Raw genomic sequence first — 13,068 nt, forward strand, 5'->3', positions numbered from 1 at the left:
GAAGAGGAAAGGGGGCAGGGAGCAGGGAGCAGGGGGACAACCCCATAAATAAATTTAGGGGCTTGAAACCCTCTTTGCAGGTGAATTCGAGTATCTTTCTCCCCTGCCCGCTGCCCCCTGCTCCCCTGCCTCTTCGGTCAGGAGTCTGCAAGAAAACAGTCAAGTGGGTCACAAGGAGTAACTGTGTCAGAGTCAAGTGACGAACTAACAGCTTTCTCGCGGCGTCAACCCTTAAATCGCCGCCAGCCGCCACAAAAAGTTCAAAAAGTGGTGAAGAAGAAAGTTAAAGCTAACAGCCAGCCGCCAACTACAAATGGACGAGAAGGGGCGCTAACACGCTCAAAAAATCAAATCATTTCTCCCCCAATCCCTGGTGCTACACGTAGGGTAAAATCGGGGTTAGTCATGCCAACGGCAGTAAAATCAATACCTAGTGCAAAGGGAAAAATTCCTCCCTTCCGACCGGGTGCTGTGATGGTTAAAACAGTGCGGATGGAAAAGCCAAAACCAAACAGGCGCTCATCGCGGAAAACCCGGTTAAAGCCAATGGCCAAAACCATATTGTATGTTTTGCGATTATTGATTGTGGGTGTGGGGATGGGTGCAATTGTGGGCACGGCGTTGTCAGTATTAGACCCAGCAAATCGCATCAGCACAAGTTCGACATCGCAATCTAATAGTAATGTGGTGCGATCGCAGCCACAACCTTCCCAAACTCCTCCAGTTGCGTCTTCAAGTCTATATCTATCTCAAGAAATTACCTCTTTGAAAAATGCCGTGCAAAATTTGGCGGCCACTAACCCAAATCTCACACCCGGAGTTTTCTTAGTAGATTTGGATACAGGTAGTTATGTAGATATCAATGGCTCTACCAGTTTTCCGGCAGCCAGTACGATTAAAGTGCCGATTTTGGTTGCCTTTTTCCAGGATGTGGATGCAGGGAAAATTCACCTGGATGAAATGCTAACCATGCAACAGGATATGGTAGCTGGCGGTTCGGGAAATCTGCAATACAAACCACCGGGAACCCAGTACCCCGCTCTGGAAGTTGTCACTAAAATGATTACAATCAGCGACAACACAGCAACAAATATGCTGATTGCTCGACTGGGAGGAATAGACGCTTTAAACCAGCGTTTCCGCAGTTGGGGATTGACAACCACGGTAATCCGCAATCAACTCCCAGATTTGCAAGGGACAAACACTACTAGTCCCAAGGAATTAGGAAATTTGATGGCGATTGTAAGTCAGGGAAATTTAGTGAGTGCGCCATCACGCGATCTCATGCTCGATATCTTGCGCCGCACCCAGAAAGATACTCTCCTACCCTCAGGTTTAGGAACAGGCGCTAGAGCATACCACAAAACGGGCGATATCGGCACAATGTTGGCAGATGCAGGTTTAATTGTTGTTCCAACTGGCAAGCGCTACATCGCTTCCGTTATGGTACAACGCCCCGAAAACGATCCTCGCGCCGAAAAATTGATTAGCTCAATTTCTCGTTTAGCTTACCAAGAGTTTAGCCAGAATGCTGTCACACCCGGCACTACTACAAATACAGTACCCGCAAATGGTTATCAGCCCCAGGTTATGAATCCTGCTTTTCCTAACGGTACAACAGGCACAGTTCCCATGAGCATTTATCAGCCTCCTGTTGTCACTCCTGTACCCAACGGTATGGGAAGTACTGTACCGGCAAACGGTTATCAATCTCCAGTGATGAATCCTCAGTATTATCCTCCAAGATAATTCGTAATGACGCTGATTTTATTTCTCTTTTTAATGACCGTAATTCCGTTATAAGTGAGATTTAAAAAATAATTATTCCGTGAAAATTCAAGTCTAATTCACATTAGAGAAGGGGTTGTGTAGCCATTTCTTCTAATTGAATTACTTTCAGTAGATTTTTCCAGTCTTCAGTTAGTCCCGAATCCTGGGAACCTGTAAGGCGGAGTTCTGCTAGCGTTGTCAAAGCATCGTACCAAATGCCATTTTTTGCGTAGATAGCTGCTTGTTGCTGTGGTGACAATTGTTTAAATTGCTCGTGTAATGCTACATCTAAGTTCACACGTTGCACCCAGCCTTCTACAAAATTCAATGTTACTGATTGGCTAGAGTTACATGTAGTTATAACTTTGAAGAACCAGTGATATAGCTTGTCGGTTTCTAATAAAGTTGTAGTGTTTTGTAGTTGCACTCGAACAATTCCAGGTATTGGGGGTACTGAAATATTTGTGCGATACATTGTTTTATTTTGATCGGTTTGCAAAACAAATTCAATCGCCTGAATCGAAGATTGGTTATAGGGAACATAGAACCAAAAGCTGGGCTGTTCTACACTAGTTAAGCCCAACACCTGAGTAATCGTAGTTTCTCCTGCACCTTGCAAGCGTTGTTCATAGCTTGGCACAAGAGCCGTTAAAGGTAAACCAAGTGCATTACAATCTCCCCGTGAGGCTCCTTCCCCTCGCTTTCCTGGTAGACCGCGATTGGGTGGTGGCGGTGGTGCGTTAAAGTGAATTGACGTTGATTTTTGCGCTAAGACTGGCAAAGTACTCAGACAGTTAATGAAAATCACACTGAATGCAGTTAATAAAGCTAGTCGCTGAAACATAATTTGTAATTTGTAATGACGCTCTCTACGAGACGCTAAAAGCGAACGATCACTCGCTAACGTAATTCGTAGTTCGTAATTTAATACGGTTCGGTTAAAGCAAGAGACGCAATGAATCGCCGTCAAGACAAAAGACTGATTATTGTAGAGACGGCGATTTATCGCGTCTTTGCAATCTAGAATTTTCATCAAAAAACCTTAACCGAACCGTATTGGCTGGCCTATCTCCTGCCTCCTAATTTAGTAATCACAAAAATATGTGTAGTTTACGCAGAGTGGGAAAAATCTCTTATCCAATAGGCAATTAGGATAATACTACTAATGAGAGCGATCGCAGAGGGAACTAACGGTATCCAAGCGCTGCACTGAATTAAAATAACAAAGCATACTCCGTAGAGGCTGGCGATCGCAATTGAAGTTGCAATCCCTAAATAAAATAACGGTCGAACGTACCAAGCCAATAAACTCCCTGTTATCGACCATCCCCAAATCCAGATTATTTCTTGCCAAACCGACCAAGCCCATAAAAGCGATCGCCCATCAAGAGCTGCACTTAATAATTGACTAATCATTTGCGCTTGTAAAATCACACCTGGTATTTTCTCGATCGCACCTTCATTTGTGATGTAAGGTGTGGATGAGTAGTCTTGAAAGCTTTCGGCTGTTGTACCAATCAGAATAATTTTATTTTTTACTGTACTAGGATTAATTTTTCCTGCTAGTACTTCTGTTAATGTCACCTGCGGCACAAATTTCTGTAGCGATCGCTGGGTGCGGTAATTCAACAAAATTTGGTGTCCTGAAGCATCAATACTTTGGTAGCCGCTGGTGTGTGCTGTAAGTGGTTGAAAAGTAGTCTTACCCAGTTTCCAAGCACCATCGCTACTAAATTTTAGAGAAATATTATGAGCAGCTAAGTAATGCAGTGCTACTTGTACGCTGAAAGCATATTGGGCTTTGCAAGGTGAAGAGGGCGGCGGTGTTAATGCTAGCAAATGACGACGGACAATGTTATCTGGGTCGAGGACTAAATCACTAAAACCTAAGCGTTCTAGTGGTATTTCCGGTGGGGATTTGATGCCGGGATGCTCAGATTGGCGATCGCTAACTCGACAGACTGCACTTAGATGTTTACTGTTATGTAAATGTTTTGCAAGTTCTGGTAACTCTGGCTTAACAGGGCGATCGCGGTAAATATCTAATCCTATTGCTTGTGGTTGATATACTTCTAATTTCTCCAACAATTTCAACAGCGATTCATCGGAGAGAGAACCTTGAGGTTTTTCTTGAGACTGTGATTGTACATCTTCTTCCGTAATTGTCACAACCAACAAGCGAGAATCAGGCTGTTCGTCTGGGCGTAGTCGCTGCAACTGATCGAATGCTTGTAACTCCCATCCTTGCAGCATTCCCAAATATCGTACACCGACAACTAAACTACTAATGACTAAACTCGCACAACCAACCCAAAAAAAACGAAGTTTTGAATGCTTACCGACATTTTTTGAATTTTGAATTTCAGTCGGAGAAACCAATGCCCCATGCCCAATCAACTCCTGCCAACTTGGTGGTATCTCCGCGAGATTTTGATAAATCACAGGTAGCCAACTTGCACAGGGAAATTGTCCATCCAATCCTTGCAATCTCTCTCTAGCTTCGCGCACTGCTAGATAAAGCGATTTACCTCCAGCATAAGCTTGCAAAAAATGTTTGAGAAATGTCTGCGCTACGCGGTCTGGTACAGGTTCACGCATAACAATCAACTGGGGAATCTGCAAAGAAGCAAATTCTCGCGCTAGTCCTAAACCATCACAGGAGTTGAAAATTGCTAACCTTAAACCGCGCTCAACTGCTTGCTTGAGAGCATACTTTAACTGACTAATTGTCAAACTCTCTGTTTGGTTAATGTAGATTTGGCCAGTTTCTCCTGTACTTTGACTTGAACTATGTCCGGCAAAAAATAAAATATCCCAATTTTGCTGCCAGAGATTATCTGTTAAGTCTTCACAAGATGGTTCGACAAGAAAGTGAATTTCTGTATTAGGTAGTTGCTCTAAAAGTAAACGATCTGTGGCTATATCGACTCCAGAACTATCGCCTAATAATGCCAAAATTTTTACATTCGCAGTTGATATTGGGGAAAAATTGACTTTTTCATAGATAGTGGCACTGAAGGAAATTTCTGCATTTGGGTAACGCTCTATTAACTCCCAAACATGCCAAGGAAGCTTTTGAAGTTGATAGTCTTGAGTCTGCAAGATTACCCGAATGATATCAGATGTCTGAAGCTTTTCGAGCCATTTCTCGCGGATCGGGCGGAAAGATTCTGATTGCAACCAATAGTTAAAGCGATCGCGTAACTGTTGAGCTACTTCGATACATTCTCGATCGTTTGAAATTAACAGCTTTTGTTTTGGTAGCCCTTTAGGACGAGCAGCAAAATCTAGGTTACGATAAATCCCTTGCCAACAATTGAAATTTAGCGGTAATTCTCTCTCTGGCGGAAGTTCGCCGATAACTTCACTCTCAGGGCGACTGTTTTCTTCTCCAATCTGGAGAGTAACTGGAAACCCAGTCTCAAAGCTCCCTTTGCCAAATTTCAAAACTACCAATTTAGTCACTGTCATTTCTCCGCCTCAGCCAGAGAAGCATCCATGATTTTTATCCCCCCAACACTTGCAATTTTACCTGCTTTAGGGAATGAAGGAGGCAGGAGGCAGAATAGCTAATAACTAGTTATTTATCCTCAACATAGATTTTTATTCAAATGTTGCCGAATTAACTTGAGCAATTTTGTTGAGTAAGCGTTCACGATGCTTTTGAACAAATTCAGCCAATAATATTGGTTGTTTGCCTGTAATCTGCTCCACAGTGTTCACAAGCGGCATAGCATTTTGCCTTTGAATCAGCTTTGCCAATCCAATTAGATGCTCAATCATTTCTGGATTAATCCGAGGATTCTCTCTAAGGTGCTTGCGCCACTCGTCAAACTCTAAATTCTCAAACTGAATTGGTTTACCTAGAACGCTGGAAAATATGCGAACCACCTCAGCCAAAGGTATGCGCTCATTTGCAGTAATCGGCACAACAGAGCCAAAGGAAGTATTTTTTGTCGAGAGCAGTTTTGCACTCACTTGTGCCATATCTTCAGCTGCCAGCCATGTTATGGAATTATCTCCAAAGGAATTAGCAATTCGCCCTTGAGTGATGATGGACTGCTCACTAAAAAGCAAGATGTTTTCAAAGAAAAACCCACCGCGCAGATGTACGCAATCGAACCCTGCCCAGGTCAAAATTTGCTCTGACATCCATTGCGCTCTTGCCAAGGGACTGGGACTAACTGGATGTGATGCTCCCATTGAGTTATTGACAACATACTCTAGTCCAGATTCACGCCCCACGGCGGCGAAGTTAGTTGTTGCTTCAACAATACCACTGGCTACTGGATAGCAAAAGTAGGCCTGTTTTACACCTGCAAGCGCTTGAGCAAGTGAGGGATAGTTGTGAAAATCTGCCTCCACAACTTCTGCTCCCATCTTTTCAAGAAGTAAACTACGCTCGTCTTTGCGGCGAACCATAGCCTTTACAAAGAAGCCTTGGCTCCTCAAAATTTCCACAATGCGAATGCCAGTGCCACCATGTCGTCCAGTAGCACCTGTAACTAGGATACTTGGTTTACTCATTTCAAATCTCCTTCAGGAAATTAAAGCGTTTACTCATAACAGACCGAACAGTCTGTAATAACTCAAAAAAATATCAAAGGCATTCCTAATTGTTAAATTTTCTGAATCCCTTGTTGATACTGTAAATATTTCTTCTGTAATCCCTCTGGAATAGGAATAAGACGACTATTTTGCAAATTGACAAAACCACCCTTCTGGATAGCTACTGCTGCTAACTCATTGTTAGATAAAATTTCAGCTTGCACAGTCCACTTCAACCGTCCTAAATTACTCAGCCATAAACGTCCAATTACTTTATCAATCATCTTTATCGGACGTTTATATTCAATTTCTGTTCCAGCTATAATCGGTGTATATCCTTGCTCAATTTGTTGATTGAGTTGCCAATGTTCATCTAAAAATTTTAAACGTAAATCCTCTAGCCATCTGATATATACAATATTACTCACGATTCCCATAAAATCAATATCATAAGTTCTTACAGGAATCGCCAATACTACTTCAAATGGTCTATGTAAGTTGTTATTTACTAGCATTATTTCTCCCAAAATTTTTAAGACCGATTGGTTGGCAAAATGGTAAAAATATTCATCTATTTTAGATATGAATAATTATTTAATTATCTAATAATACATTGTGTACATATAGTTTTAAAGTTCTACTTTGTAGTTTAAGATTAGCTCGTTACCAGGTAAACCTCTAATACCCCAGTTATATTTAGGCGTTTCAAAAATTGTGATTTCAATGTCATACACAGCAATATTCAATTTTTCATTAATATTTTCAATCAGCAGGCGAATCAACTGTTTTTTTGTCTCCACTGTTCGCCCCTCAAACATACTAATTTCAATAATCAGATAGTTGTCTGATCTATCAGATGGATAGTAAAAATCTGAGTTATCCAATGGGAAAAAACGGTGAAATCTTTTTTCAGGGGTAAGCTGTAAAACCTGAATAACAGAGGCATGGATTATATTTGATAGCTCTATTTTTACAGGATTTAATTTTTCTGCTAAACCATATACCTTGATTTGTGCCATACCTTTAAAGTTCAGGAGTACTGAGTACTGTTTCGGTGAGTTTCCAAGTATTGATTCAGGTGATTAATTACTCTGTGCATGTGAATTGAATCTCCATAAAGCTTGCTCATCATTACGGCTCCTTCTAACGTTGCAATGATGATGGTAGCGATTTCATCAGCACTCACTTCCGGGCGAATTTCACCCTTTTCAATTCCCGTTTCAATAATTCGATAAATTAGATGCAGCCACGAGTTCATCGCTTGTTGAGCGCGTTCTCGCAATGCCGGATGAGCATCATCACTCTCTACAGCAGTATTCAGCAATGGACACCCTCCCTTGATCGGTGGATTTTCAGTAAAGCTACTAAATACCCCAATGATTGCTTGCAGCCGTTCTACTGCGTGGCGTTTGCTTCGTAATGCTAATCTAGTATGCTGTCTGATATGAGCGATCGCAAAATCAAAAGCCTGTAGCGCGAGATCATCTTTGCTTTGAAAGTGATTATAAATTCCTCCTTTCTGCAATCCAGTAACACGCATAATGTCAGACATCGACGATCCTGCATACCCCTGTTGGTTAAACAGTTCGGCTGCTTGCTGGAGAATTCTGCTTTTTGTTTCTTCGCCTTTGGACATTGGGGATTGGGGATTGCTGTAAATAAAATATTACAGACCGAACGGTTTGTTTAAATTACCATGAGATTTGCCTGTAAGTCAAGCATTTTTCAGCGCTAAGTCAATAAACGAGGCACTCGGCATTAGTTATTTCCCTATTCCCCAGTCCCCAATACCCAATCTCTAATCCTATGCTGAGAGAGTTAAAATCTGTTCAATCACCTGAGAATTAACATCTTTATATTCTCCCAAAGCTACAGTACCGCGTTTTTCAAAGCGCTCAATAATTACAGGAATAGTATCGAGTCGAACACCATAATCAGACAAGCGCGTGCGTACACCAACAGACTCGAAGAAATTACGAGTTTTAGCGATCGCTTCAGTAACCCGTTCTTCTTCACTACCATCGACAATTCCCCAAACTTGCTCGACATACTGTAAGAGTTTTTGCCATTTGCGATCGCGCCTAATTGGTAAAGTGCTAGGTAGTACAACAGCCAGAGTTTGAGCATGATCCAAACCATGCAGTGCTGTCAATTCGTGCCCAATCATGTGAGTTGCCCAATCTTGGGGTACTCCTGCACCAATTAACCCATTTACACATCACATTAGCCCGTGCATCGTAGTCTTGAGGATTCGCTAGCGTTTTTGGCCCTTCCTCAATTAGCGTTTTCAAAATTGATTCAGCTAATCTGTCTTGTAGTGGTGCATTAACTGGATAAGTCAAATACTGTTCCATCACATGGGTGTACGCGTTGTAGTAAGTGGCGTTGGAGGCTTTGCCAAAGCCAACATCCTGATATATGTTGGGTGGAGCGGAGCGCAACCCAACCTACGTCTAGGGAATGGTGTAGTTTAATTATTCTCCTTGTCCTCTTCTGGTGAATTATCCCTATGGTGATTAACTTGTAGGTAATTTTTCTAACAACCAGTCCTAAGAAGTTTAACTGACTGCGGAGTATTAACTAGATAATTGAGCGATATACAACGCAAATACGCTGGACGTTTAATCATGATTACGAGTAAAATACGGTAAGTGCATCGCCTTACGTGCTTTTACATGTAAAACCGCAGAAAAACCTAGTTAGAAGTTGAGTTTAGCAGAGCAACTGACCCATAAGCAGTTATCAAAGTCTGTTTGAGCTAAATGTGAGTTGTCATGCTTGCAAAAACTTCCAGATAGGTTTGAAGTTATCCAGGAATCCTCTGCCCTAACTTTTAGCTGGATAACCTTTGTGTCACTCATCTCTTGAGAAACACAATAACTCATCATAACTAGCTCTGTCTACCACTGGGCTATAGTTTGGCTGACTTGCTGCTTTCTAGCAGTGAAGCTAAAGCTGAATTTAAATTCTAGCTGCTCGTAGTTAAGTCAGTAAAAAGTTATCAAGGCTTCGTTTGGGGATTTAAACCTTAACTGAGGCTGCTCACTTGTAGAAGTGGGAGACTCAACAAGATTCTGATAACTAATAACTAATTGTTGAAACCCCCGAAGAGTATGCACTATCTATTACTACCGTTCTTAAGCTTTTTTGTTGGCATCATCGTTGGTTTAACGGGAATTGGTGGAGCCTCTCTCATCACGCCAATGTTGATTTTTGTTTTTCAGGTTCCGCCTTCTATCGCTGTGAGTTCTGATGTTGTGGCCGCTACATTGATGAAAGTTGTTGGTAGCGTCAAGCATTGGGAACAGAAAACCCTTGACACAGAAGTTGTCAAATGGCTGGCCTTCGGGAGTGTTCCAGGCTCATTGTTCGGAGTGGGGATTTTGCACTTCATTAAACATACAGGTGACTACAACATAGATAGCATCTTGCTCCGTTTGCTTGGCGGGATGATTTTGCTAGTCACAGCCTTAGCACTAGTGCAATTGTTGTTATTGACTTTTTTCCCAAAATTTAATTTACCCGAACTGCCAAAGTTAGACTTAGAAACTAACTTTGGTCGATTTATAACAATTACTTTGGGAGCAATCTTAGGCTGTTTTGTCGGTCTAACTAGCGTCTCATCAGGTTCAATGTTTGCCCTAGTGCTGATTGGGTTTTTCCGCCTTGATGCCCGGAAGTTAGTGGGTACTGATATTTCACACGCAGCAATTTTACTGCTGTTTACAGCCCTTGGTCATCTCAGCCTGGGAACAGTTGATTGGAGTTTGGTAGTGCCTATATGGCTAGGCTCTGTGCCAGGGGTGTTACTAGGTGCTAAAGTCTGCCAGATAGCCCCACAACGTCCGTTACGGTTTATCATTTATGCCATTTTGATGATGGTGAGTTGGAAATTAGTTCATCAGGTTTGACACTCTTAGAGGATGTTTGAAAAGTCCTTACTAGGCGCTAAAATCTGCCAATGGTTGGTCACTGACTTTCGTACTGTTAATCTAATCAGTTTTTGAAACTGGGTTTAACATAAAGTTTTGCTTCTACTATTTTCATAATCAATAAAGGTCATGGTCGAATCGAAAAACGTAGAGTTAGTGTTTATCACTTTCTCTTTCGTTTACCCTCTCTTACAACCCACGTTATGCGGGTGCGCTCGGAAAATATTGGATTTAACGCCCACAAAACGGTTATTAACCTGACAATCAATTTTTCCAGCAATACGATCTGTTTATTTCCGTCAACCTTTACTAGTAGGTGTTTCTATAGTTTTTAAATATTCTTCAATTTTTATTTAACTTGCCAAAAAACTTTTAAAAAAGCCATTGATAAATTTGTCACTTAGCCTTATTGTACTTTAATACTCTTTAATCCTTTGGCCAAAGAATAAAATCATAATTCTTATTCCATAAGACTTTTTACAAAAAAAGCATGATTAACAACATTGTGTTATAAAATCAAGGTTTAAACTTTTTTCCTAATATAAGGTTTAAAAGTTAGCTTCGATTTTTAGTTGGCGAAAGTAATGGAAGAAGGTTAAGGTAGTCGGACTTAAAACTATTAACAATTGCAACTGTGTTACAAACTAATAATTCTGCCAGCGCGTCTAAGGATGATTATCCAGGACGCGTCTATTTTATTCGGCATGGTGAAAGCACCAGCAACGAACGCAACATTTTTGCAGGAGTCCTGGATGTTGACCTCACCGCATTTGGTAGGTTGCAGGCACGCCGTGCAGGTGCCGACATTAAAAAAAAAGGTATTAAGTTTGACGCAGTATACGTGTCTCACATGAGACGGGCGCGGCAAACTTGTGAAATCGCTCTTGCCGAAAGTCAGGCGATGAAGTCGCCCGATATTCCTGTTGAGATTGACCATCGGATTAGCGAGAAATCCTTTGGCATTTTTGCTGGTCGTAACCTAAATCTACTTCGTCTTGCTCTTGGCTACGAAGGCTTTGAGGAAATGTTGCATTCCCATAACGAAGCACCTCCGGCTGGCGAAAAGATTGCCCAAGTTTACGGACGCGCTGCTTCATTCTATGATGAGCGGATTGTACCGCACTTGCAACGGGGTGAAACTGTTTTAGTAGTGTGCCACCAATATGTATTGGAGCCTTTAGCACTTTATTTAAGTGATTTACCACCGACTAGTCCTCAAACAAATTTTCAAGAAACTTATTGATACTTTCTGGATAGCACCAACATGGTTAGTCTGTATAGTTTCAGTAGTCATTTTTACCGTAGTTGTTGTAATTGTCGATGATAATTCGCTGCTGGCAAAGGCTTTGGGTGCTGCTGACACTATCAGTTTGGTGGTGGCGCTAGTTCTATTCATTAAGGAAGCTCCAGATCGCAGAAAACAATTTCATTATCAAGCCTGGAGTACGATTGATGCAGCACACGGTGTGAAAGTTAGTTATGCCAGAATTTTGGCGCTGCAAGATTTGAATAAGGATGGTGTTTCTTTAAGAGGTTTGGATGCTCCTGGTGCAGAGTTAGTAGATATTAATCTCTCCCATGCCAATCTCAGTAAAGCTAATTTAATGGAAAGCGATTTTACTAATGCCAATCTCAGCTATGCCAATTTAGATAATGCTAATCTCAGTCAGATTAAACTTAGTGGTGCAAATTTAAGTTATGCAAAACTGGGTTTTTCTCGATTGAATCAGGCTAATCTTAGTAGTGCAAATTTGAGTGGCGCTAATTTGATTTGTGCAGATTTGAGTCATACCAATCTGAGTGGTGCAGATTTGAGAGATGCTAGTTTGAGTGGTGCCAATTTGGAAGGAGCTTATCTAACTGGTGCTAATCTCAAGAATGCTAAAGTCAGCGACTCTGAACTGAGTAACGCTTTCCTGGAAGGTGCGATTATGCCTAATGGCTCACGATATAAATCTTCACTTAGCGATCGCTGAAGTTACAATTGGCAGAATTGAGGTTTTTCAGTATTCCTAATCGTTCAATCCCCAAGCCAGCATCCACCATTGATTAACTTCTCACCCAAGGTAGTAGAGTGAATGTACCTCGGTCATACATAATGAACAGACCCAAGCCAATTAACACAAAAGGTACAACAGCGTTACCGTAGCGACTTAAAATATTAGCAATGGTAGGTTGACGGCTTAAAAAATAAGCGATCGCACACCAAATCCCTACCATGATAAAAAATACACTTATAATTACTCCCAAGCTGGCAAGATTGTGACCACCGAACAAAGGGACATATACACTAATATTGTCACCACCATTAGCGATCGTGACTGCTGCCACTTTATAAGTTTGGCGGTGTAAAACACTCAAAATAAAAGACAATACCGGGTTAGTAGATGTGGGCTGGTTAAAATCACTACTGACTGTCTGAACTGTTATAGTATCTTCTTCTTTATATACTAAGTGGTGAATACCAATCCCAATTGGTAGCAATCCTAGCAATCCTATCCATTCTCGCTGTATAACTAATCCACCAAAAAATCCTGGTAAGCTAGCGATAATAATGGCTGCAAAACCCAGATATTGGCCGAGTAAGATATGCCGCCGCCGAAAATTACCATCTACCTGTGAAAAAAATATTAACAAAATAATGATGTCATCTATATTGGTAGCGATGAAGGCAATTATACCTTCACTGAAAGCTGTCTCTAGCTTACTCATGCTGGATTTTTAGAATCTACGATTTATAACCATACCAAATTAACCTTCTGGCACAACTAAGCTTTAATATAGAGAAAGTGATTATTCAATGAATTTCACCGATTTA

General features: G+C 41.3%; 11 protein-coding genes and 1 pseudogene. 4 read left to right on the forward strand and 8 right to left on the reverse strand.

Annotation, left to right across the window (positions count from 1 at the left end; all coding sequences use genetic code 11):
* Positions 1-183: 183 nt before the first annotated feature.
* Complete coding sequence (locus HWQ39_RS23140) at positions 184-1,749, forward strand: serine hydrolase (protein ID WP_292850047.1); 1,566 nt, start codon at positions 184-186, stop codon at positions 1,747-1,749.
* A gap of 103 nt (positions 1,750-1,852) precedes the next feature.
* On the opposite strand, the gene HWQ39_RS23145 is transcribed toward HWQ39_RS23140, so the two are convergent.
* The 7 genes and pseudogenes from HWQ39_RS23145 to HWQ39_RS34460 all read right to left on the reverse strand — a co-directional run.
* Positions 1,853-2,803 (reverse strand): DUF928 domain-containing protein, encoded by a 951-nt coding sequence (locus HWQ39_RS23145; RefSeq protein ID WP_292850050.1) that lies wholly within the window; start codon positions 2,801-2,803, stop codon positions 1,853-1,855.
* A gap of 77 nt (positions 2,804-2,880) precedes the next feature.
* On the reverse strand, positions 2,881-5,235 hold the full coding sequence (locus HWQ39_RS23150) for a CHASE2 domain-containing protein (RefSeq protein WP_292850766.1): 2,355 nt from the start codon (positions 5,233-5,235) through the stop codon (positions 2,881-2,883).
* Positions 5,236-5,373: 138 nt separating this feature from the next.
* Positions 5,374-6,297 carry an NmrA family NAD(P)-binding protein gene (locus HWQ39_RS23155; RefSeq protein ID WP_292850053.1) on the reverse strand — a complete coding sequence of 308 codons (924 nt, stop codon included), beginning with the start codon at positions 6,295-6,297 and terminating at the stop codon, positions 5,374-5,376.
* Positions 6,298-6,389: 92 nt separating this feature from the next.
* Positions 6,390-6,833: a thioesterase family protein gene (locus HWQ39_RS23160; protein ID WP_292850055.1), complete on the reverse strand. Its 444-nt coding sequence runs from the start codon at positions 6,831-6,833 to the stop codon at positions 6,390-6,392.
* Positions 6,834-6,947: 114 nt separating this feature from the next.
* Positions 6,948-7,337, reverse strand: coding sequence for a tautomerase family protein (locus tag HWQ39_RS23165; RefSeq protein ID WP_292850057.1), 390 nt, complete (start codon positions 7,335-7,337; stop codon positions 6,948-6,950).
* Between the two features lie 11 nt (positions 7,338-7,348).
* Positions 7,349-7,954, reverse strand: a complete 606-nt coding sequence (locus HWQ39_RS23170; RefSeq protein WP_292850059.1) for a TetR/AcrR family transcriptional regulator — start codon at positions 7,952-7,954, stop codon at positions 7,349-7,351.
* Between the two features lie 168 nt (positions 7,955-8,122).
* Positions 8,123-8,690: pseudogene (locus tag HWQ39_RS34460) on the reverse strand (iron-containing alcohol dehydrogenase); the annotation flags it as partial.
* A gap of 741 nt (positions 8,691-9,431) precedes the next feature.
* Between HWQ39_RS34460 and HWQ39_RS23185 the strand changes: the two are divergent.
* From HWQ39_RS23185 to HWQ39_RS23195, 3 genes are all read left to right on the forward strand, one after another.
* Positions 9,432-10,229: a sulfite exporter TauE/SafE family protein gene (locus HWQ39_RS23185; RefSeq protein ID WP_292850062.1), complete on the forward strand. Its 798-nt coding sequence runs from the start codon at positions 9,432-9,434 to the stop codon at positions 10,227-10,229.
* Between the two features lie 655 nt (positions 10,230-10,884).
* On the forward strand, positions 10,885-11,493 hold the full coding sequence (locus HWQ39_RS23190; protein ID WP_292850064.1) for a histidine phosphatase family protein: 609 nt from the start codon (positions 10,885-10,887) through the stop codon (positions 11,491-11,493).
* On the forward strand, positions 11,444-12,226 hold the full coding sequence (locus HWQ39_RS23195; RefSeq protein ID WP_292850067.1) for a pentapeptide repeat-containing protein: 783 nt from the start codon (positions 11,444-11,446) through the stop codon (positions 12,224-12,226). The genes HWQ39_RS23190 and HWQ39_RS23195 overlap by 50 nt, the downstream gene beginning before the upstream one ends.
* A gap of 73 nt (positions 12,227-12,299) precedes the next feature.
* Here the strand turns inward: HWQ39_RS23195 and HWQ39_RS23200 are convergent, their stop codons facing one another.
* Positions 12,300-12,962, reverse strand: a complete 663-nt coding sequence (locus tag HWQ39_RS23200) for a cadmium resistance transporter (RefSeq protein WP_292850070.1) — start codon at positions 12,960-12,962, stop codon at positions 12,300-12,302.
* Positions 12,963-13,068 lie beyond the last annotated feature (106 nt).

The organism is Nostoc sp. NMS8, from assembly GCF_017115045.1.
In the GTDB taxonomy this organism is placed as follows: domain Bacteria; phylum Cyanobacteriota; class Cyanobacteriia; order Cyanobacteriales; family Nostocaceae; genus Nostoc.

Excerpts from the sequence above, each read along its gene's own strand:
- HWQ39_RS23155 (WP_292850053.1), bottom strand. The coding sequence starts at position 6,297 with ATGAGTAAACCAAGTATCCTAGTTACAGGTGCTACTGGACGACATGGT.
- HWQ39_RS23145 (WP_292850050.1), bottom strand. The coding sequence starts at position 2,803 with ATGAAAATTCTAGATTGCAAAGACGCGATAAATCGCCGTCTCTACAAT.
- HWQ39_RS23170 (WP_292850059.1), bottom strand. The coding sequence starts at position 7,954 with ATGTCCAAAGGCGAAGAAACAAAAAGCAGAATTCTCCAGCAAGCAGCC.
- HWQ39_RS23160 (WP_292850055.1), bottom strand. The coding sequence starts at position 6,833 with ATGCTAGTAAATAACAACTTACATAGACCATTTGAAGTAGTATTGGCG.
- HWQ39_RS23185 (WP_292850062.1), top strand. The coding sequence starts at position 9,432 with ATGCACTATCTATTACTACCGTTCTTAAGCTTTTTTGTTGGCATCATC.
- HWQ39_RS23200 (WP_292850070.1), bottom strand. The coding sequence starts at position 12,962 with ATGAGTAAGCTAGAGACAGCTTTCAGTGAAGGTATAATTGCCTTCATC.
- HWQ39_RS23165 (WP_292850057.1), bottom strand. The coding sequence starts at position 7,337 with ATGGCACAAATCAAGGTATATGGTTTAGCAGAAAAATTAAATCCTGTA.